The 19,817-nt window shown below is 66.9% G+C and carries 24 protein-coding genes; 13 read left to right on the top strand and 11 right to left on the bottom strand.

All coding sequences use genetic code 11. From position 1 onward, the window contains the following. Positions 1 to 4: 4 nt before the first annotated feature. A complete protein-coding gene (locus BJ984_RS00360) occupies positions 5 to 559 on the bottom strand; it encodes a hypothetical protein (RefSeq protein WP_179546347.1) in 555 nt (184 codons plus the stop codon). A gap of 188 nt (positions 560 to 747) precedes the next feature. On the opposite strand from BJ984_RS00360, the gene lepB reads away from it, so the two are divergent. The 3 genes from lepB to tatC all read left to right on the top strand — a co-directional run bounded on the left by lepB (position 748) and on the right by tatC (position 2,698). Continuing rightward, positions 748 to 1,473, top strand: a complete 726-nt coding sequence (gene lepB, locus BJ984_RS00365) for a signal peptidase I (protein WP_271206330.1) — start codon at positions 748 to 750, stop codon at positions 1,471 to 1,473. Between the two features lie 44 nt (positions 1,474 to 1,517). Then, complete coding sequence (gene tatA / locus BJ984_RS00370; protein WP_179546348.1) at positions 1,518 to 1,838, top strand: twin-arginine translocase TatA/TatE family subunit; 321 nt, start codon at positions 1,518 to 1,520, stop codon at positions 1,836 to 1,838. Positions 1,839 to 1,936: 98 nt separating this feature from the next. Then, a complete protein-coding gene (gene tatC, locus BJ984_RS00375) occupies positions 1,937 to 2,698 on the top strand; it encodes a twin-arginine translocase subunit TatC (RefSeq protein ID WP_179546349.1) in 762 nt (253 codons plus the stop codon). A gap of 15 nt (positions 2,699 to 2,713) precedes the next feature. On the opposite strand, the gene BJ984_RS00380 is transcribed toward tatC, so the two are convergent. After that, positions 2,714 to 3,256: a hypothetical protein gene (locus BJ984_RS00380; RefSeq protein WP_179546350.1), complete on the bottom strand. Its 543-nt coding sequence runs from the start codon at positions 3,254 to 3,256 to the stop codon at positions 2,714 to 2,716. Positions 3,257 to 3,721: 465 nt separating this feature from the next. Between BJ984_RS00380 and BJ984_RS00385 the strand changes: the two genes are divergently transcribed. The 3 genes from BJ984_RS00385 to BJ984_RS00395 all read left to right on the top strand — a co-directional run bounded on the left by BJ984_RS00385 (position 3,722) and on the right by BJ984_RS00395 (position 6,150). Then, complete coding sequence (locus BJ984_RS00385; RefSeq protein ID WP_179546351.1) at positions 3,722 to 4,171, top strand: Ig-like domain-containing protein; 450 nt, start codon at positions 3,722 to 3,724, stop codon at positions 4,169 to 4,171. A gap of 75 nt (positions 4,172 to 4,246) precedes the next feature. Then, entirely contained in the window at positions 4,247 to 4,744 is a 498-nt protein-coding gene (locus BJ984_RS00390; protein WP_179546352.1) for a hypothetical protein, read from the top strand. Between the two features lie 8 nt (positions 4,745 to 4,752). Continuing rightward, a complete protein-coding gene (locus BJ984_RS00395) occupies positions 4,753 to 6,150 on the top strand; it encodes a cell wall-binding repeat-containing protein (RefSeq protein WP_179546353.1) in 1,398 nt (465 codons plus the stop codon). Positions 6,151 to 6,186: 36 nt separating this feature from the next. Here the strand turns inward: BJ984_RS00395 and BJ984_RS00400 are convergent, their stop codons facing one another. Together BJ984_RS00400 and BJ984_RS00405 are read right to left on the bottom strand one after the other, a co-directional pair. Then, positions 6,187 to 6,741, bottom strand: a complete 555-nt coding sequence (locus tag BJ984_RS00400; RefSeq protein WP_179546354.1) for a hypothetical protein — start codon at positions 6,739 to 6,741, stop codon at positions 6,187 to 6,189. Positions 6,742 to 6,921: 180 nt separating this feature from the next. Further along, positions 6,922 to 7,308: a hypothetical protein gene (locus BJ984_RS00405; RefSeq protein WP_179546355.1), complete on the bottom strand. Its 387-nt coding sequence runs from the start codon at positions 7,306 to 7,308 to the stop codon at positions 6,922 to 6,924. 206 nt (positions 7,309 to 7,514) lie between these two features. Here BJ984_RS00405 and BJ984_RS00410 point away from each other — a divergent pair, with 206 nt between their 5' ends. Further along, positions 7,515 to 7,697: a helix-turn-helix domain-containing protein gene (locus BJ984_RS00410; protein WP_179546356.1), complete on the top strand. Its 183-nt coding sequence runs from the start codon at positions 7,515 to 7,517 to the stop codon at positions 7,695 to 7,697. Positions 7,698 to 8,183: 486 nt separating this feature from the next. Here the strand turns inward: BJ984_RS00410 and BJ984_RS00415 are convergent, their stop codons facing one another. Together BJ984_RS00415 and BJ984_RS00420 are read right to left on the bottom strand one after the other, a co-directional pair. Next, positions 8,184 to 8,381, bottom strand: a complete 198-nt coding sequence (locus tag BJ984_RS00415; RefSeq protein WP_179546357.1) for a hypothetical protein — start codon at positions 8,379 to 8,381, stop codon at positions 8,184 to 8,186. 999 nt (positions 8,382 to 9,380) lie between these two features. Continuing rightward, entirely contained in the window at positions 9,381 to 9,545 is a 165-nt protein-coding gene (locus BJ984_RS00420) for a hypothetical protein (RefSeq protein WP_179546358.1), read from the bottom strand. A gap of 515 nt (positions 9,546 to 10,060) precedes the next feature. Between BJ984_RS00420 and BJ984_RS00425 the strand changes: the two genes are divergently transcribed. The 3 genes from BJ984_RS00425 to BJ984_RS00435 are packed head-to-tail and all read left to right on the top strand — an operon-like array spanning position 10,061 to position 10,783. After that, complete coding sequence (locus tag BJ984_RS00425) at positions 10,061 to 10,273, top strand: hypothetical protein (RefSeq protein ID WP_179546359.1); 213 nt, start codon at positions 10,061 to 10,063, stop codon at positions 10,271 to 10,273. Positions 10,274 to 10,313: 40 nt separating this feature from the next. Continuing rightward, entirely contained in the window at positions 10,314 to 10,544 is a 231-nt protein-coding gene (locus BJ984_RS00430) for a hypothetical protein (protein ID WP_179546360.1), read from the top strand. Then, on the top strand, positions 10,541 to 10,783 hold the full coding sequence (locus tag BJ984_RS00435) for a hypothetical protein (RefSeq protein ID WP_179546361.1): 243 nt from the start codon (positions 10,541 to 10,543) through the stop codon (positions 10,781 to 10,783). The genes BJ984_RS00430 and BJ984_RS00435 overlap by 4 nt, the downstream gene beginning before the upstream one ends. Positions 10,784 to 12,020: 1,237 nt before the next feature. Here BJ984_RS00435 and BJ984_RS00440 read toward each other — a convergent pair. The 3 genes from BJ984_RS00440 to BJ984_RS00450 form a co-directional block, all read right to left on the bottom strand. After that, positions 12,021 to 13,331 (bottom strand): HNH endonuclease signature motif containing protein, encoded by a 1,311-nt coding sequence (locus BJ984_RS00440; protein WP_179546362.1) that lies wholly within the window; start codon positions 13,329 to 13,331, stop codon positions 12,021 to 12,023. A gap of 255 nt (positions 13,332 to 13,586) precedes the next feature. After that, positions 13,587 to 14,792, bottom strand: coding sequence for an LCP family protein (locus BJ984_RS00445; RefSeq protein WP_179546363.1), 1,206 nt, complete (start codon positions 14,790 to 14,792; stop codon positions 13,587 to 13,589). 29 nt (positions 14,793 to 14,821) lie between these two features. Further along, positions 14,822 to 15,574, bottom strand: a complete 753-nt coding sequence (locus tag BJ984_RS00450) for a hypothetical protein (RefSeq protein ID WP_179546364.1) — start codon at positions 15,572 to 15,574, stop codon at positions 14,822 to 14,824. Between the two features lie 435 nt (positions 15,575 to 16,009). Here BJ984_RS00450 and BJ984_RS00455 point away from each other — a divergent pair, with 435 nt between their 5' ends. The 3 genes from BJ984_RS00455 to BJ984_RS00465 all read left to right on the top strand — a co-directional run bounded on the left by BJ984_RS00455 (position 16,010) and on the right by BJ984_RS00465 (position 17,141). Next, the gene (locus BJ984_RS00455; RefSeq protein ID WP_179546365.1) at positions 16,010 to 16,198 is read left to right on the top strand and encodes a hypothetical protein; all 189 of its coding nucleotides are present in this window, start codon (positions 16,010 to 16,012) and stop codon (positions 16,196 to 16,198) included. A gap of 143 nt (positions 16,199 to 16,341) precedes the next feature. Continuing rightward, the gene (locus BJ984_RS00460; RefSeq protein ID WP_179546366.1) at positions 16,342 to 16,725 is read left to right on the top strand and encodes a hypothetical protein; all 384 of its coding nucleotides are present in this window, start codon (positions 16,342 to 16,344) and stop codon (positions 16,723 to 16,725) included. Then, positions 16,722 to 17,141, top strand: coding sequence for a hypothetical protein (locus tag BJ984_RS00465; RefSeq protein WP_179546367.1), 420 nt, complete (start codon positions 16,722 to 16,724; stop codon positions 17,139 to 17,141). The genes BJ984_RS00460 and BJ984_RS00465 overlap by 4 nt, the downstream gene beginning before the upstream one ends. 9 nt (positions 17,142 to 17,150) lie before the next feature. Here BJ984_RS00465 and BJ984_RS00470 read toward each other — a convergent pair whose 3' ends face one another. Both BJ984_RS00470 and BJ984_RS00475 read right to left on the bottom strand, forming a co-directional pair. Beyond that, a complete protein-coding gene (locus BJ984_RS00470) occupies positions 17,151 to 17,870 on the bottom strand; it encodes an HAD-IA family hydrolase (protein WP_179546368.1) in 720 nt (239 codons plus the stop codon). A 62-nt stretch (positions 17,871 to 17,932) separates the two neighbouring features. Further along, positions 17,933 to 19,567 carry a RecQ family ATP-dependent DNA helicase gene (locus BJ984_RS00475; protein WP_179546369.1) on the bottom strand — a complete coding sequence of 545 codons (1,635 nt, stop codon included), beginning with the start codon at positions 19,565 to 19,567 and terminating at the stop codon, positions 17,933 to 17,935. Between the last annotated feature and the right edge of the window lie 250 nt (positions 19,568 to 19,817).

Below are 19,817 nucleotides of genomic sequence, written 5' to 3' on the forward strand. Positions count from 1 at the left end.
CGAATCAGCTGAAAGTCAGGCCGAGCGCCGAGACGTCATCACTGTCGGAGGAGATCGAGATGGCGATGATCGGCTTAGCGCTGCCAACGGGGGCGCTCCACGTGACGCCAGGCATGGAGACGCTCTGACCGTTGCTGATCGGAGCATGGCTGAACCCGAAGACCGTGCCGTCGGGAGAAGCTGAGACGAGCGTCCAACCAGCCGCCTGATAGACGGCCGGAATGTCCGTCGACGTTGTCCAGCCGGCCCGTGTGCTGCTGACGACCAGGGTGAGGTTGCCGGAGTCCACGCCTGAAACGCCGGCGCTGTCGAAGTTCAACGAACCGCCGGAGTACGTAGCGGTTCGTGCAGTGGAACTCGTGCCGGTCGCGTTGATAGCTCCCGAGACGTAAGCGGTGGGGCTCTCGACGGGATCACTGGCCGCGGCGAGTGGAGTGGCGACCGCTAGCGCGATGACCGGTGCGGCCCAGGCCGCCGCGGTCGTGACCTGACGGCGGGTCAGGCCACGGTGGTCACCGGTGAACGTGGTGTCGGAATCGTGCGGAGGTGTGACGGTCATAAAGGTCCCCAAGATCGAAGTTCGTCGAAGCGCGCGTGCAGGGGAGCCCACACGCGCGTGTCGAAGCTAACGACGGCGACGAGTTCGATCAGCTGAGCGCCACAATATTCACCCGCCGATTCACCCTTCGGCGCACGGAAGCGGAAGAACGCGCTGGAAGAGCCGTCGGTTCTATTAGCGTGAGCACTGTGACCGAGCAGACGGACCCTCTCTCTGTATCTCGCGGACGATCATCCCTGTCGCGCCGACTTGCGCGGAATCCGCTGGTGAATCTGGTGGCGGCGTTCGTGGTGCTCGCTCTCGTGCAGACATTCCTGGTGCGCCTGTACTCGGTGCCGTCGGGTTCGATGGAATCGACGCTGGACATCGGAGACCGCATCCTGGTCAATCGGCTCGCCTACCTAGGGGATGGTCCCGCAGACGGCGACGTCATCGTGTTCAACGCCTCGACCGCCTGGGAACCTGCGCCAGCGGCGGAGACGAACCCTCTGAAGGTCGCAGCCAAGTGGGTCGGCGGGCTAGTGGGCATCGGGCCGACCAATGACCATGTGCTAGTGAAGCGGGTGATCGCCGGGCCCGGCGAAACGGTGTCCTGCTGCGACGCGGAGGGACGCATCACCGTCGACGGCACGATGGTCGACGAGCCGTACATTCTCGAGGACCTGCCGTTCGAGACCGGAATACTGGACTGCTCGACTGTTCCCGCGTCCCTGCGCTGCTTCACCCCGTTCACCGTGCCGGACGATCAGTACTTCGTGCTGGGCGATCACCGCTCGGCGTCGAGCGACTCGATAGCGCAGTGCCGGGGAGCGCCGACGACGACGACCTGCGTCCGTCTCGTCGATCGATCCGGCGTCGTCGGTCACGTCTTCAGCATCGTCTTTCCGTTCACGCGGCTCGGAGCGGTCTCATGACCGGGCCGGTTACACTCGAGCAAAACCACTAGGGGGCTTCACTCATGCTCGGAAATCTCAACGGCTGGCACCTGATCATCGTTCTCGTGGTCGTCCTGCTGCTGTTCGGCGCGACCCGGCTGCCCGCACTCTCGAAGGGGCTGGCCCAGTCGCTGCGCATCTTCAAGCAGGAGACCAAGGGCCTTCGCGACGATGGCAAGCCGGTCGATGCAGTCGACACCGCGCCGCCTGCAACCACCGCGCCGCCCGCAGCCACCGCGCCTGCCACCACGACGACGGATGTCGCGCCCCCGCTGGAGACGCCGCGCGTGACGCCGGTTCACTCCGACGCTGTGCGCAGCGAGCCAGACTCCGGCAAGAACTGACGATGGTCGCCATCGGAGCGCGGAGCTCGCGCTCGGGCGATGAGCGCGCACCGCGGACGCCTCGCACCCCACGGTCGAAGCGGCCCGCAGACGGGCGCATGTCGCTCGGCGCCCACCTGATCGAGCTGCGCAAGCGGCTCTTCCTCGCGGCGCTCGGCATCGTGGTCGGCATGGTCGTCGGCTGGATTCTGTCCGATGCCGTGCTGCAGGCGCTCACCGTCCCGATCCAGGAGCTCTCCGATGCCCAGGGGCGCACGGCGTCGCTGAACTTCACCGACATCTCGTCGGCCTTCGATCTGCGCATCCAGATCGCGTTCACCGTGGGCGTCGTCATCTCCTCGCCCGTCTGGCTCTACCAGATCTGGGCCTTCGCGGTTCCCGGTATGAAGCGCCGAGAGAAGCAGTACGCGGTCGGCTTCGTGCTCTCAGCCGTCCCGCTGTTCCTGGCTGGCTGTGCTGCCGGCTGGTTCGTGATGCCGCACATGGTCGTGCTGCTCACCGGCTTCGCGCCGCAGGACACCACGGCTCTCATCTCGGCCCGCACGTACTACGACTTCGTGCTGAAGCTGGTTCTCGCCATCGGCATCGCGTTCGTTCTCCCGGTCTTCCTGGTTTTGCTGAACTTCGCTGGGGTCCTCACGGCCAAGGCGATCCTGAAGTCGTGGCGCGTCGCGATTCTCGTCATCACTCTCTTCACCGCGATCGCTACGCCGGCGGCCGACGTCATGTCGATGTTCCTGCTCGCCATCCCGATGGTGCTGCTGTACTTCGGGGCGGCCGGGATCGCCTTCATCCACGACCGTCGGGTCGCGAAGAGGCAACGTACCATCGACGCAGAGTTCGGTCTCGACGTCATCTGACGTGCCGCCGGCCGGCTACACGGCGTAGAAGAAGCTCTCCCCACCCGTTACGTGAACTTCGATGCTGGTCGGAGCGTCGTCGCCGATGTCCGCGACGTGCGCCGTGACAGCCACCGTCTCCATCGGGGCAAGGTCCGCTGGTGAGTCCAGCTGAGCCACATGGCTCGTCGAGCCCGAGTCCTGCACGACGACCCGGATGTCCCGAGAAGGCGTCCCCGCATCGGTGCCGAGATAGGTGACGCCCCCGTTGATGCTGGCCGAATGGTCAGCTTCGGTCACAGCGACCGATCCGAGCGAGATCGCCCAGGCATCTCCATCTGCCGATGAGCAGAGAACGGTGACCCCGGGCACGTAGGGATTGGCCTCCGTCCCCGCTGGACCGTTGTCGGTCGTGCCCGTCCGGGGGTCGTTGACGTACGACTCCGGGGTGACCGGAGAGCACTCGGCCTCGATTCCGGTGATGGACAGCGCCGACGAAGCACCGATCAGGGCTCCAGCACCCAGCGCGAGCGCCGCGCACCCGGCCATGAGCACGCGGGTTCTTCGGTTCAAAGGCATGACGAGTTCTCCGGGTCTGGCCGTCGGCGACGGTGATGCGTGGGTAGCGCATAAGGCACTAGGTCAACCGGTCGGCTGGGAAGGGGGGCTTCTCCAGGTAAGGACGTGTTCCGCCTGGCAACCGCTCTCGACAACCTACGGCGGATCCACAATCGAAGGGCTGCCGTGGCGTAACAGCCAGGAAGCGCCCAGGTAGGCGATCTCGATGAGACCGTTCGCTGTGCTCTCAGCCCGAAAACGCATTTCGGAGCCGCGCGGAGATCGGTTTGGGTGAATCTCGCGTACCCCCTGGGGCCGGCTCGACCCGCCTGTCAGGTCACCCTCAACACCACCTCCCAGGGCGCTACCGCGGGCGAAGACACCCGCATAGGTTGAGGCTTTCCGCCCGCGCCGGTGACTCGAGGCCGATTCCCTACGGCCGTGCCGTGCGCCAATAGGGGCGGTCGATCCGAAAGCAGAATGCCAATGAGCAAGAACGTCAGCGCGCCCGGAATCTCCCGCCGTCAGGTCCTGGCCGGGTCCGCCTGGGCCGTCCCGGTCATCGCCGTCGCAGTCGCGACGCCCCTCGCTGCGGCCAGCGAGACACCCATCCCCAAGTACACGTTCGCCGGTATCTCGGCGACCGGCAACCCCGGCGAGACCCTGGTCGACGACGCACGGCCGGGTGCACGGGTGAGGACCGACCCCGAGGGCAACCCGGTCGCCGGGCAGGTCGTGTCGTTCGTCTACGTGTCCGGCCCGTTCACGATGAACCAGGACACCGCCACCACGGACGGGGAGGGTGCGGCACGAGTCGGCGTCACCTTCGCAGCCGACGCGCAGCCGGGCATCCTAGGTGCCATTCAGGCGTTCTGGACCGGGCCCGACGGCGTGAAGTACGACGACACCGTGGACGTGTCGGTCAACGCGGCATAGTCCGTTCGCTGCAGCGGGCCGGTTCGACAGTGGATCGGCCCGCTTCCCGCTTCCTCGGTTCGCTACGCTTCCCCCATGACGAGCGTGGATCTCGAGGGGTGGCACGACTTCGCGGCGGCGACCGTGGGGGCCGCCGGAGCGCTCGCGGGGCTGATCATCGTCGCCGTCTCGGTGAACGTGAAGCAGATCATCGCCGGGTCGGCACTGCCCGCGCGGGCCGGGGCCACGATCGCGTCGATCGCGGTCATCCTGGTGTCGTCGATGGCGATGCTCATCCCGTCGCAGAGCGCGGAGGTGCTCGGGATCGAGCTAGTGGCGTTCGCGGCGGCCGCACTGGCGTTCCAGGTGGATGCGGCGGTGCGGATGCTCCGGAGCCACGACGGGCCGCGGCTCGCCCTCAAGATTCCGACGATCGTGCTCGGGATCGGTCAGCTCTCGGGCGTGCTCGTCGGGGGCATCCTGCTCATCGCCGGCAACCCGGACGGGCTGTTCCATGTGGCGGCCGGGTTCATCGTAATCTTCATCGTGTCGATCGTGAACGCGTGGGTGCTGATGGTCGAGATCCTGCGATAGTGGCTGCCATGGAGAAGACTTCGTCAGGTCGAGCTCGGAGGTGGTTCGCCGCGGCACTGGGCATGGCGGTGATGACTCCGGCCGTGGCACTCGTCGGCGCCTCACCGGCCCTCGCATCAGAAGTGGAGTCGTTGCCGACACAAGCGGCGGCGGTGGACACGGCGGCGGTGAGTGGCCGCCTGCTCTCCCCCGAGTTCCCCAGTCGGCCGGCAGCCGGCACTCACTACGTGCAGCTGTTGACACCCGGCAATTGGCAGGGTCCCACCTATTCCGGGTACGCGGATTCGACCGGCGCCTTCTCGGTCACCGGAATCCCACCCGGGCCTTACACGATGAGAATCGGCGCCAACACGGAGTCATTCAACGTCGATGCTTCGGGCGACATCACGTACTACCCGACGACCGTCACGCTCGCCGCCGGTGACAACCTCGTGATCAATCCGCAGGTGCCCTACGAGAGCAACCCGATCCAGCCCACCATCGAACGCCTCGAGGGCTCGGACCGTTTCGAGACCGCGGTGCGCATCTCGCAGAGCGCCTATGACGGCGGGGTCCCCGTGGTCTATCTGGTGAGTGGGTCCGATTTCGCGGATGCACTGACCGCCGCTCCGGCGGCGGCGACCGATCGCGGCCCGCTGCTGCTCACCACCTCCGACTCGCTGCCCGTCACCACCCGCGACGAACTGGCTCGCCTGGCGCCGCAGAAGGTCGTGATCGTGGGAGGCCGCGCAGCGGTCGGGAACTCCGTCGAACAGCAGGTCAAGGCAGTGCTTCCCTCGACGCCCATCGATCGCCTGGCGGGCACCGACAGGTTCGCCACGTCGATGGCGATCGCGGAACGGCGCCCGGGCTTGAACTGCTCCACCGCGGCGATCGCCAGTGGCGCGTCGTTTCCGGATGCACTGTCGGTGAGTCCGCTCGTCGGGAGCTTCCACGGGCCCCTACTGCTCGTGCCTGGATCGGCAACAGCACTCCAGCCGGAAGCCGTGTCTCTTCTTCAGCGCCTCGGATGCCAGTCGGTGCTGATCGCAGGCGGCACCAACGCCGTCTCCGGCGGTATCGAACAGTCGGTGCGCTCTGTCGTCGGAGCGGGGAGCGTGACACGGTTCGCCGGCTCCACGCGCTACGACACGTCTCGACTCATCAATGAGTGGTCGGGGCCGAGCGGCCACGCGTACTTCACGTCCGGCGAGAACTTCCCGGATGCCCTTGCCGCTGCCGCCGTGGTCGGTGCCGGACGGGCGTCGATGTACATCACGCTGCGGTCGTGCATCCCTGATCCCCTTCGCGGACTGGTGAACGCGCGCAACCCCGCTCTGATCACGCTGGTAGGGGGAACCAACGTCATCGACGACACCGTCGCCTACTCGAAATACAACCCCGGCTGCGCGGCCCTGAGCGGCTGATACTCCTGGGCGGCCAGTTCAACCGAGGTTCACCACCTAGGAGTTGTCGGCAGAAAGAACGCTGACGGCTCTCTGATAGACGGTCGCTAGCTGAGCTCGTTTGAGGACGACCGTCCCCCCGAATGCCCCGCCGTGGACTCCGGCGAAGAGAGACGGAGTTCCGTCGCGGAAGGTGAGAAGCAAACCGTCGATCGTTCGACCGGATTCAGATCTTCGGGCCATCTCGATCGACTCGATCGAGTGAACTGGTTTAGAGAAGATTCTTCTATATGCACGCCACCCGCACCAGAAGTCGATTCCTTGGTTCGAGATGACTGCGGTGTAGTAGACCGGACGGATTTGTTCCGCCGGTAGGCCATCGAGTCGCTTTTGCGCCTCGAAGAAGGCCTTGGGGTGAGGGCGTGCCGCGAATCCGAAGACCACTGCCGAAGGGAACTCGGCAGAGAGTTGCTTGTCTCGCTGGCTGGCCATGATGAGAGGCGGGGCCGAGAATGCGACACACACCGCCACGATGATCAGAGATACGCCCCCGACTCCGAGCGCGTTTTGGAGAGGCAGCGGCCAGCTGGCCTGGCGGGCGGCCTGGCTCACGACCAAGACCCCGCCCAGGGCGGACGACACTGCGGTGACGTAGGTGAGGACCCATGCTCGAAGAGCTCTCGGTCTTGCGCGGAACCTGGCCACGTCTTAATAGTGACGCATGGCGTCACGGGCTCAGTCCAAGCGGCGGGCCACATGACAAAGCACGCACGCCGGACCACGTTCGGCGCCCTACAGGAAGAGGCGGGGGCCGCTGCGCATCTCGCTCGCGGTGAAGGCGTAGGCCGGGCGCGACTCGGAACCGACGTGGATGCCGTAGCGGTCGAAGCCCACGGGCACGTCGTCGATCACGATCGGGAACCCGCATCCGTTGACGTTGTTGGCGGACATCACGTCGGATTGCCAATCGCCGACCTGAACGGTGCCCGTAGCCAGGACACCGTCGGGCCCGAGAACCTGCACCTCACCACCGGCCGCGATGTCCTCGAAGCCGTCGGGTGCCACACAGCTGGAATCTCCGGAGTCGTTGACCCGGTTCCTCCGCTCCGCGACCTTCTCCGCCGTCATCCCCAGGTCGGTGATGAGGACGAAGCCGTAGACCGTGGTCGTCTTCGCCACACTTGGTGTCGGCGTCGGTGCGCTCCCTCGGTCTCCCGGGAGGAGGTCGCCCGCGCATCCGGACAAGCCCCCCAGCAGCACGGCGCTCAGCAGGCCGCAGACAGACAACTTCCTCATCGATCTCATCATCATCCCCTCGAACTCGTACAGCTTAGGGGCGCTCGCGTGGGCCGTCAGTCGGTACGATGCCGACATGACGGAGGTGGGTGTCGGGGCTGAAGCGCGAGGAACTCGCCGCAGTCGCCGGCATCAGTCGCGAGTACTACGTGCGGCTTGAACAGGGGCGCGGGCACAAGATTTCAAGTCAAGTGATCGAGAGTCTCGCACGGGCGCTTAGGCTCGGTGACGACGAGCGGGCCTACTTCCACCGGCTCGCTCGCCTCCTCTAGCGGCGGCCTCCTCCTCCTCCTCCCCCGGATGGGACTGAATGCCCGGACCAGCGTTCGAAAAGTTGTGACCCGTGAGTTCTACTAATTTGACTTAGCCGCCATCGGACGCGACTGCCGAGCCGGAAGCCGTGTTATTCACTCCCAGATGGGAAATTCGACAGCTTCCATGAGTTGAACGGGGTCCTCGGCCAAAACCCCTGCCATAGCATCAAAGGCGGTCGCACCAGACATAGCGACCTGCACGACGGCCTCTGCAGGGTCAATCCCCGTTTCCAGCCACGACCTCACCATCAGCACTAGATTCGCCGCCAAAAGCTCCCACTCTTCGGACGAGCGCCTAGCGATAACGACCTGAAGGGCGTCAGCGAGTGCGACTTGAGCGTACTCCCGCGTTCGTTCCGGCAGAGGGAATGGGTCGTCCATATGCTCAGATTAGCCATAGAAAACGGACCGCCCCGCCAGCCGCTCTCACGAGCGTCCAGAGGCTCAGCTGGTCTGCTGCTCCAACCAAGCGGCCGCGATGCTGATGAAGACGATCAAAATCACGATGGACACCGAGAGATTGATGATCTTGAAGCGTTTCGATCCCTGATATCGAGGACGACGGGCGAGGCTCTGCATCACGATCGTCGCGGCGCACAACCCGAGGATCAACAGGGTGAAGGCGGATGCGGTTCCGCTCATCAGATGGTTGGTCCGATGTCGGTCAGGCCGTGATTGCTGTCGGCGGTCACATGAAGTCGTATGCGTTGAAGAGCCGCCACACGAGGATCCCAAGTACGAACACTCCGAACCAAATGCTGGCGACGCCCGTTCTTCTGACTGCCCGTCGATTCATGGTCGCGTCTCGCAGACGCTTTGGATACATGGTCATGGTGTCGGACAGGGCCTTGTAATCGCGGTATCACCAGTCCGGCCGCTTCCAATGGCCAGTCCCTAGCGCGACGAAAGCGAGGCCGACGACGAGCATCGCGATATTGGTACCCACGGTCACATACTAGGGACGCCAGTGAAGGTACACCCCCCCTCTCATGTGGGGCTCTTGTCTTTTGCCCGTTCGAGCAATGCGACGGGCCGAAGCTAGCAGTACGTTCGGAGGGCGCGGTTGCCACCGCAGGATTCGGGGGGACTGAGATGGATACTGGACGTCGGACGCTACTGGGTGGATTGGTCGCAGCCCCGCTCGTAGCGCTTCTGGGGGCGGCGGCTCCATTGTCTGCAGGCCGCTCAGATTTGACTACTTGGGCGGGGGGTGCTCGCGAGAAGGCCGATTTTCAACGAGAATCACTTCCTGTCTTCGTCGTAGGCGGAGGCCGGACGCTTCACTTTGCGGCGACTGTGAGGAACGCGGGGCCGCTGACGGTGCGGGGAGCGCAGCTCGAGGTTTGGCCGAACGGGCACAACGTCACGGATCAGAACGGCCCGGGCATCCCGACTTTCCAAACCAACTTCCCTGGCGGGAAGTGGGGGACCGCCGTTTTTGCGACCGAGATTCGCAGCGGGTACCCCGGCCGGCGAATGGTGCTCAATGACTACCTTAAACCCGGCGAAGTCACGAAACTAGTGTTTCCTGTTCGCGTTCCGGCACTGCCGAAGAAAAACATGTACTACAAGATCGCTTTCACGAGTCATGTCATGGGCGGCGACCAAGTGGAAAGCACCTCGAGGAACAATTCAGCCGTCTCACCAGCGCTGTGGCTGATTTCTAATTGAGGCACGTCGGTGGTGCTGTTGCTTGCCCGCGAAATCAAGGACGATGACTTCTGGGTCGTGGATGAGATCGCCGGCATGCTGATCGAAACCGCTTGGCGGCCCGAGCACGAAGACGACGGGTACCACCTCGGTCATGCCAACAACGCTGATTGGTCCGAATTCGGATACCAGGTGGGTCCGTTCGCGTCCCTCATTCTGCACTCACGACGCTGCAGGCGACCGTATCGGGCTCGAGTAGTTGATCTAATGACAGTGGCCGCATGAGCAGCGTCCGTAGGTCCAAAGGCGCACTTCGCAACATTGCCTCGGTCCTCATGGCGTTGGGAGCAGGATGTCTCCTGTTGAGCTTTCGGTCGCTGCTGAGGGACCAAGGAGGAGAACTCACCTTCCTGATTGCCGGGCTCTTCCTTCTATCCGTAGGAGCCGCCCTGTTCCTTTTCGCCCCCTATAAGCAGGAAGAAGCTTCAACGCAGGACTCGTCGGCGAAGTGTGACCCCGGCCGCTTGAACACAAGGCACGAAGGTCACGACCAAGTAGGGGACCCGTCGTGACCTTCGCAGTTTCGAGCCTAACCGCCATGCAGACAGTGCCGATGACCTTGAGGGGTCAGTAGCGGTCTAGCTTCCTTTTGTCGTGGGAGGCTGGCGTGCATGGAGACGCTGAACGCACTGCGCTGGGTCGGCCTTGCCGTCTGCCTTGCGTTGACCTTCTACACGGTGTCGTGGACGACCAAGCATCCGCGAGCCAACGGCGAGCCGCTCGGTCGTCGCCGCATCCTGCTCTCTGCTCTGTGCTTCGTCTCAGCAGCGTTCGTTCTGATCAATCTCGTTGTCTCGTTCATCATCGACACCTCCCGAGGCTGACGCCGGTCGCCGCGGCTCGCCGGAACCATATGGTGACACGATGAAGCAGCTCAGCCGGTCCAAACCGTTCCTATGGTTCGCGCTCGCGTTCGGCGCACTATGCGTCGTTCTGGGTGCGATGACCTTCGTCACCCCGATGGGACAGGAGACGATGACGCGGGGCCTCTCCGGAGCCCTTCACCTGAAGGTGTGGATGGGCGGCGTCATCGCAGTTCTGCTCGGCGGTTGGTTCATCTGGCGCAGCGTCCGCCTGATGAAGCAGGCCCCATGACCCGGTTCGCCAACTCACGCGCCTTCGGATGGGCCCTCATCGGCTTCGGTGCGCTGGTGTTCGCCGCCCAGCTCGTCATCCTGATCCTGGGCCCGCAACACCCCGCCGGCCCCATCCTCAGCATGATCGCGATGGCTGCCCTCGTGACCAGCGGCATCCTGAACTTGCGTCGGATCGGCAAGGGACGAACGAAGGTCGAAGGCGACAGTGTCGACGGATTTCAGAGCAATCGCCGCTGAGTCCAAGAAACGACGGGCGGTCACCCTACTGGCACGACCGTCAGCGGAGCCTCCAAGATAAGTAGGGCCAATTTGCCCTGGTTCCCACCGTGCGCACTTAACGGCGCGCTCGGGGTGTAGCGTCACTGACGGCCGGTTTCAATGACGTCGCAGGTCGAGACGGTCGTTCTATTCAGCGAGACCCCTAGCTTTCTGAACACGGTTCGTCTGCTCCCCGCCTCGGAATGCCCCAAACATTCGCAAGGCGGGGAGCCATCTCCACACCATGACGGGCTAGCCGAAACTGATCCGCCGGGTGCCGATCAGCATAGGCCTGCGGAGCTCGAAGGCATCCCCCCAAGACAGGGGGCAACTCAGTCCCGATTCACCGTCGATCATTGCCCGAGATTCTCGCGCAAAACCGGGGCAAGGAGTGAGCGTCAGGCGTGTATCGAGGAGCGACGAGGAGTTCGACGCACAGCGCGAGCCGCGCGCTCCGTAAGAGGAGCATCGTGCCCACCTGTCATCTCGTCGACACCGTCCTGCCGCTCGCCTGGCTCCTCCCCGCCCTGAGACCGGGATCCCCATCGCGTAGACGAGTTGTGCGACACTCAGCACGCAGCCTGAACTAGCATCGAACCGATCTGCACAGATCACTGAGCCCCCACACTCGGACCTCCCCTGGTCGAGTGAGGGGGCTCTTTTGCGTTCGGGATTCTTAGCGACGGGTCTCGGACGGGATCTTCCTCTCAATCTTGCTTGCGCAACCGACCGGGGGCGTATCGCGTCGAACGATGCTTGCCAATTCAGCGTGGGGCGTCGCTGTCCTTGCGTTGGCTGCGGCTACTCCCGCGGCTTCTGCCAGCGAACTGAAATTGCTGGGTACTGGGTGGACCATCAATTCGCTGTACCCGCGGTTTTCGGATGATCCAGACGACGATCTCGTGCCACCTCGAAGGTCGACTACCCGAACCACTACACCTGATGGCGGAACGACCAGCCGTGGTGGTGCCATCGTTTTCGTGCTCGCACCACCGAGAAGACGAGTACGCGGCCGTGCTCTAGAGCAACTCTCATCCGGCTCTTCATCGATGTCGGCCGTCGTTCGTCGTCAACGGATGAGCTCGCGAGCCACGTACCTTGCGGAGCGATGCGAGACGCGCAAGCCCCACCGCCTCCGCACTCGATGTGCCCCGGCCGGAAAATGCCCGGTCCGGCGTGGAAGCGGGCACAAGAAATCGTGGCCGCTACTTGTGCCTCAGAAAGGGGGATGTTCGGGGAGCGGGTGCGGTGCGGGTCGCGTGACGGGGTGCGGGGCGGGGGCGCGGTCGGGGGGTTCGGTGGTGTGGCGGGCGCCGGAGGGTGAGGTCCAGTGGAGGGCGCGGGCGGGTGCCGCCGTGACCGTCCAGTCGGTGTGGTGCTTCAGGGTGTGGTGGCGGCGGCAGAGGGCGGCCAGGTTCGCGAGGCTCGATTCGCCGCCTTTGGCCCAGTCGAGGACGTGGTCGAGGTCGCAGCGGTCGGCGTTGCGGGTGCAACCGGGGAAGCGGCAGGTCTCGTCGTCGAGGATGACCGCGGCGCGCAGGTCGGCCGGCACCTTGTAGCGGTCGCGGCCCACCGAGAGGCGCTGGCCGGTGACGGGGTCGGTGAGGATGCGCAGGAGCGACGGGGCTCCGGCGGTGAGAGTGCGGGCGGTCTCGAGATCGATGGGGCCGTAGCCGTGCAGTTCGGCCGGGTCGGCGGAGTGGCCGAGAAGAGACAGTACCGGCACGGTGACCGCGATGTTCGCCGTGATGCCTCGCGCGCGGGTGACCGTGTTGCTGTTGCCATCGCGGTGCAGGAGGAGCTCGACGAAGGAGTCGGCTCGGAGCTGGGCGTGGGTGCGCGACTCCTCGGGCGAGCGGAGGGCGCGGCCGAGCTGGTCGAGGGTGTCGTCGATGGCCGTCGCCGCGACCGCCGGGAGGTGGCAGACCAGGGTGGCCATGCCGTCGCGCTCCTTCTCGAGCCAGACGGCTCGTTCTTCGCGGGCCTCACGGTGGCGGGTGTCGATGGATTCGGGGTGCATCCGCTCTCGCACCAGGCGCGCGTGCGACGAGAGCTGCGTCGACGTCTGGCGGTGGACGTTCGCCAGGGCGACGACCTCGAACTCGCCGCGCGCGGCCTCGGGGAGCGATCGGGCCTGCCGCACGACGGCTTGCGCGTGGCGATACGTCAGGTCGCCGCGGGTCAGTGCGTCGAGGGTGACGGGGAGGAAGTCGCAGAGCATCTCGGCGTCGTCGATGCGCTGGGCGGCCGTCGACTCCGGAAAACGCAGGGTCGTGGCGATCTCGGCGACCAGCGACCGCCGCGCATGCTCGAGCGACCCGCCGGGAAGGCTTGCCAACCAGTTCGACTTGCGGGCCGCCGCGGCCAGATGCTGCACGGCCCGCGCGTCGAGAGCGGCCTGCTCTCTCTGGATGACGGCCACCGCATCCGCATCGGCACCGATGCCCCGGAGGAGCGCTTCGCGCGTCTCGACGGCCGACGGAGTGGTGTCGGCGGGGGTGGGCGAGAAAGCTACTGAACCGTTCATGAGCGTGCCTCAATTATAGCTGGGCGCGCTGTCCGGGTCAATCAAATCAGCCGATCAGTGATTGTTTTCCACCGACCCAGCCATGATCATCCGTCGGCAAGCGCGAAGCGCGCGGCAGCATCCCGGGTGCGGGCGCTTGACCGCCTGAACCCGACGGGGCTGCCGCGCGCTCCGCGCTTGCCGACGATGGTGTGGCTGGGTCGTCGAGGTGAATGTCGTCGGCGAAACGGGTCTAGGAGAGCATCCGTCTCGAGGTCAGTTGGGGACCGCGCAGGTCTCTTCTGCCGCGTTCTGGCCGGAGAGGCCCTCGATGACTTCGGGGGTGGCGGCGGAGTCGGTGGGGGCGGCGTCGGCGGGGGGTGCGGCGTCGGTGGGAGCGGGGTCGGGGGCGGCTTCGCCCTCGTCGGCCGAGCCGGTGGGGGCCGAGTCGGGGCTGAGGGTGAAGGGCTGGTCGGCGAGGATCTTGGTGAACAGCTGGTCGGCCAGTTCGGGGACGGGCTGCACCTTGTTGATGTCGTTCACGTACTCGGCCACCGGGTAGGAGACGAAGACGACCTTGGCGAGGTCGATGTCCTTCAGGGTCAGCGCCAGCGAGACCATCGAGTCGGGGCTCTGCAGCGAGGTCGACGGCTTGATGTTCTGGGCGGCGGCCTGGGCGAGTCCGTAGACCTTGGTGATGTCCGAGAGGGTGCTCTCGCTCTTGATCTTGCGCAGCAGTGAGGAGAGGTACTGCTGCTGCGAGCCGATTCGGGACAGGTCACTGCCGTCGCCGACACCCTTGCGGTTGCGGAGGAAGGCGAGAGCATCCTGACCCTGGATGACCGTACGGCCGGCGGACAGGTAGAGACCCGAATCGGTGTCGGCGATGTCACCGGTGAGGCAGACCTCGACTCCCCCGACCGCGTTGGTGAGCTCGATGACGCCGTCGAACGAGGTGGCGGCGGCGTACTGGATGTCGACGCCCGTGAAGCCCGAGATCGTCGCCGCGGTGCAGGCGAGGCCTCCCCGGCCCCAGGCGTCGTTGAGCGCCTCGGCGTCGCTCGCCTCGTTCACGGTGCCGGTCGCGGGGTCGGTGCACTCGGGCTGCGGGATGACCAGGTCGCGCGGGAAGCTGACGACGACGGCGTTCTGGTGGTCGGCCGACACGTGCAGCAGGATGTTCACGTCGTTCAGGGTGGCGTCGCGCTCACCGAAGCTCACGCCCTGATTGGGGTCGTTGTCGGTGCCGACGACCAGCAGGTTGAAGCCGCCCTCGTAGGCGCCGAGGAAGGGCGGCGGGGCGGGCGGGGCGGCGGTCGGGTTGCCGATGTCGACCGCGTTCGAGCTGAACTGCTGGGTGACGCTGGTGACGGCGTAGGCGGTGATCGAGACGACGCTGATCAGGGCGACCGCGGCGGCGATGGCCACCCACTTCAGGACGAAGGCGACGGGCGACGGTGTCGGTCGTCTGGCGTGGTGCATCTGCATATCGTCTCCCCGGTCGATCCGGGTCATCCTGCCACATGGCCATGGTCGGTGGCTGAACCGGGGGTGGGTGGGGTGCGGCGGGCGAAGGCGAGGGTGACGTGCGGGAGGTCGGCTCGGGGGACGACTGCCGTGAGGGTGGAGGTGGGAGTGAGGGGGACGGCCAGGGCGTAGATCAAGGGGTCGGTGTCGATCTCAAGAGCCGGGCGAAGTTCGCCGTCGACGTCGACCGGTGGGCGGGGGCGGACGGCGCGTTCGGTGAGGAGATCGGCCGAGTGGGCGGGGTGGGTGGGGCGCTGGTCGGTGAGGGCAGGGGCGAGGCCCAGCTCCGCGCGGAAACGGTTCGCGAGGATGTGGTGCGCGTGGGCCACAAGGAGGGTCGGCGGGGCCGAGAACTCGGTCGGGGTTCGGTGCCAGGTGGTGCGGACGGCTTCCCAGAGGAGGGGGTAGTGCATCCGCTCGATCGTCTCGAGGAGCCAGGCCGGTCGCGAGTGCGGGGAGGGCTGCTCGAGGGAGCGGAGGGCTTCGGCGTCGAGGTCGGCGAGGTTGACCGGGTCGGAGCGGTCGGCCGGGTTGCGCCAGAGCGTGTAGCTGATGCCGACGGTCATGCTGCCGCCGCCGGTCTCGATGTTCTCGAGGTGGACGTCGTCGAGAGAGGGTTGAGGGGTGAATCCCAGGACCGGGACCGGGAGGGTGCGGGCCTGGGCCGCCTGGGCGATGCGGGGGTCGGGAGCGTCTTTGGGGAGGTAGCCGGTGACGTGCATCGGGGCTGAGGCCATGATCGATTCTGACAAGCGGGGGTCTTCACGGCCACTCACATCATGAATGACCCTGCGCCAAGTCTCGATTGCTCCGAACGCCAGATGACTTTGCGCGCCATCCAGCCGTTCGCAAAGGGTCCTGGCGCGTCGCCGTGGGTAGTCACCTGCCTCCTTCTCTACGACCGTAGGATTCTCGTGTGAACAACGACATCCCTCCGATGCCTCCACAAGACGCAGCCCCCCCACCAGCCTCAGCCGCAACATCACCAGCCGGCATATCACCAGCCGAGCTATCAGCAGCCAGCCGCACAATACCCGCCCTTGCCGTACCCGCCCCAGCAAGGTCAGCCCGTCTATGTGCAGCCCGTGTATCTTTCAGCATCTCCCCGCCTTCCGCTCCCGGGCAGCGCAATAGCGACCCTTGTGCTGGGAATCATTTCGTCGGCTCTGCTCATGACCATCCTGCTCAGCCCTGTTGGTGCCTCGATCGGAGTGATCGGTCTTATCTTCGGCTTCGTAGCGATTGATAGCGTGCGACGTCCAGGCAATCGAGGCGTAGCTCACGCGGTATGGGGGCTCGTCCTCAATGGAATTCCAGTTGGACTTTTCGCGCTCGGCTGGCTCGTCAACGCTTTCTCCTGACGTGCCCTACTGATCCCCGGCCGCATAGGCGACCTGCACTTGCCGTTCGCAACACTGCTGCTCGACGTCCGCTCCTCGTGGTGCCAGCACCTCTGGCACCGGAGCTCAGGCGACGAGTGTCGACTTGGGGATAGGGTGCGGGGATGAGGCGCGCGTGGTGGGCGGTCGCGGTGGGGTTCGTGGCGCTGATGGTGGGGTGCCTCGTGTGGGTCGGCGCGGTGTGCGTGACGCTGCACGACGGCGGGGCCACGGTGAACTGCGCGAGCGAGGGGCCCGAGTCGCCGTTGCCCCTCAACGACGTCTCCGAGGGCTCGGTGACCGGGGAGCTGACCGTTCTCCCGCTCGGGCGCTCGTGCACCTGGACCGACGGGATCGGGGGCGTCGCGACGGTGAGTGGCGGGAGTTGGCCGGTGACGATCGTCGCCTACGGACTCGGGTTCGGCGGGCTCGCGCTGCTGGTCGCGGGGGCCCTGCGGCTCGAGGATGCTCGGCCCGCTGCGGAGCGGCTCGACGGGGTGCGGGCGTGAGCCCGCGGGCGGCCGGGTGGGTGGCGGTGGGCGCGGCCGTCGGCGGGGCCGTGCTCGGAGGGTGGCTGCTCGCGATGCCGCCGTGGAGCATCCCGGGGGCGCTCGTGCTGGTGGGGGCGAGCATCCTGCTGTCGGTCGGCACGGTGTGGCTGCACCGGCGGTCGTGGGACGAGCCGTGGCCACCGGACGTCACACCATCCGTGCAGAAGCGGCTGCGGAGAGCGCGGGTGATGCAGGTCGTCGGCAGCGCGCTGATCGCGGGGATGGTCGGGATCGCGGTCTTCGCACTCGTGCGGGAGGACTGGGGACAGCTGGTCTATGCGGTCGTGCTGCTGGTCATGGGCGCGGGCAACGTCGAGCTGAACCGGCGGGTCATGCGGCAGCTGCGCGACAGCGAGGAGCGGACGCGCGGCTGAGGCCGCCGGTCAGGCGAGGAGGGTCGCGAGGGCCGTGAGGTCGGGGGCCTCCACGTCGAAGCGGTCGGTGGGGGTCGGGCGCTCGGCGCCCGGGCGGGCGAGGTAGGCGGTGCGGAAGCCGTGGCGGGCGGCGGCGCGGAGGTCCCATGGGTGGGCCGCGACGAAGAGGGTGCGGGCCGGGTCGAGGGCGAGTTCGTCGATGGCGTAGTGGTAGGCGTCCGGGTCGGGCTTGAAGGTGCGGACGGCGGACGTGGAGAGGGCGACGTCCCAGCTGATCGCGTTCGCGTTCGCGAGGCGGGCCAGGGAGTCGAGGTCGCCGTTGCTGACGCCGGCGACCAGGCGGCTGCAGCGGAGGGCCGCGGTCGCTTCGGCGACCTCGGGCCAGGCGCGGTACTCGCGGTCGACGCCCTCGGCCAGCGCGATGGTGGCGGCGTTGGCTGTGCCGCCCAGTGACGAGATCGCTGCGGAGGCGGCCTCGGCGACGAGCCGTCGGTGGGGCTGCCACGGGGCTGTGCCCGCGATCACGGCGTCCATGCGGTCGTTCAGGGCATCGGCCCAGCGGTCGGCGAGCCCGGCCGACCCGGAGACACCGGCCGACTCGGAGAGACCGGCGGCAGAGGCCAGCCGGGCGGCGGCGGCCTGCCACGCCGGCTCCTCGTCGACGAGGGTGCCGATCACGTCGAACACGATGGCGTCGATGCGGTGCGGATCGAACGGGGGCTGCTCCATGTACCGAGTCAACCGCGGCCCCGCCTCACAGAGAACGCCTCAGAGAAAAGAGGGGCGGCCCGTCAAGCCGGGACGAGCAGGCCGTGCTCCGCGATCGCCGAGAGGGAGAGCACGCGGTAGCCCTTCGTCACGAAGAACGCCGTGACGCGGTCGGGCTCGACGCTGACGATCTCGCCCGGCCCCCAGAGGCTGTGCCGCACGCGCTGCGACTTCGCGAACACGGGCAGGCCGGGCGACGCCGGTACGGGCGGGCGGTACGCACTGCCGCTGTCGCAGGTGTCGCAGTTGCCGCAGGGCTCGGCGAGGGTGTCGCCGAAGTAGGCCAGCAGCAGCTGGCGGCGGCAGCGGGTCGTCTCGGCGTACGAGCGGATCATCGCCAGCCGCGACTCCTCGATGTCCAGCCGCTGGTCGGCGAGACGCTCCACCGCGGCCACCGCGTCCGCCGGCTCGATCGGGCGAGCGAGGGCGATGCCCGCGGTGTCCTCGGTCGCCACTCCCGACTCGACGAGCAGGTTCACCAGGGTGCCGGCGGCGCGGGGCGAGAGGTTGCTGCGGGCGGCGACGGCGGCGAGCATCCGCGGGTCGTCGACGGCGAGAGAGCGGATGACCGCCTCGACGTCGGAGGGTGCGGGTCGGCCGCCCGCGAAGAAGCGGCGCAGGCCCAGGTCCTCCTCGCGATAGTGCAGGGTGGCCCGGGCGGGGGCGCCGTCGCGGCCGCTGCGGCCGACCTCCTGGTAGTAGGAGTCGAGCGAGTCCGTGATGTCGGCGTGCACCACGAAGCGCACGTTCGGCTTGTCGATGCCCATGCCGAAGGCCGAGGTGGCGACGACCGCGTCGACGCCGTCACCCTGGAACAGCTCGTGCACCGCGCGACGCCCGGTCGCGCCGAGACCGCCGTGGTACGCGGCCGAGCGGATGCCCGCCTGCGCCAGCTCGGCCGCCGTCGTCGTGGTGTCCGCCCGGGTGGCCACGTAGACCAGGCCCGGCTTCGGGGCCGCCACCACCTCGGCGAGCACGGCCCGCGCCTTCTCGTGCTCGCTCTCGTGGCGTTCGACCGCGAGGTGCACGTTCGGGCGGTCGAAGCCGCGCACGAAGAGCACCGGGTCGCGCATCCGGAGCCGCTGCACGATCTCCTCGCGCACGGGGGCCGAACCCGTCGCGGTGAGGGCGAGCACCGGAGGCCGGCCGAGGCGGTCGATCATGCCGCCGAGACGAAGGTAGTCGGGGCGGAAGTCGTGGCCCCAGGCCGAGACGCAGTGCGCCTCGTCGACCACCACGAGCCCGACTCCGAGGGTGCCGAGCTCGTCGATCACCGCGTCGCGGGCGAGCTGCTCGGGGGCGAGGAAGAGGAATTCGGCCTCCCCCGAGGAGACGGCGCTCCAGGCGGCGTGGTTCGAGCGCTTGGACTGCGAGGAGTTGACGGCGACGGCGTCGTTCGTGCCGGTGCGCTCGTCGATGTGCCGCACCTGGTCGAGCTGCAGCGAGATCAGCGGCGAGACGACGACCGTCGGGCCCTCGAGCAGGTGCCCGGCGATCTGGTAGATGGCCGACTTGCCGTACCCGGTCGACATCACGGCGAGCACGTCGGATCCGCCCGCGACGGAGGTGATCGCTTCGGTCTGACCGGGGCGCAGCTCGGTGAAGCCGAACACACGGCGGGCGACGTCGGCGATCCTCGCGGCCAGCTCGCTCTGCACGCCCTCACCCTAGCTTTCCGCCCGCGCCGCCCACCAGAGCGGGGTTCGATCGCGTCCCCCGAACAGGGGCGGGTGAGCCAAGGGTGATACTGCGGGTGATATCAGCGACACGGGGTTGGTGCACGGCGCGACACGCCTAGTGTGGAGGAGTCGGACCCGATGACGTCTGAGGATTCGACGGCGTCTCGCACCAGCGGTCACCCAATCGCTGCGAGCACGTAGAGGCCCCTTGCCGGTGAACCCCAAACGA

The sequence above is a fragment of the Herbiconiux flava genome (assembly GCF_013409865.1).
In the GTDB taxonomy this organism is placed as follows: Bacteria; Actinomycetota; Actinomycetes; order Actinomycetales; family Microbacteriaceae; genus Herbiconiux; species Herbiconiux flava.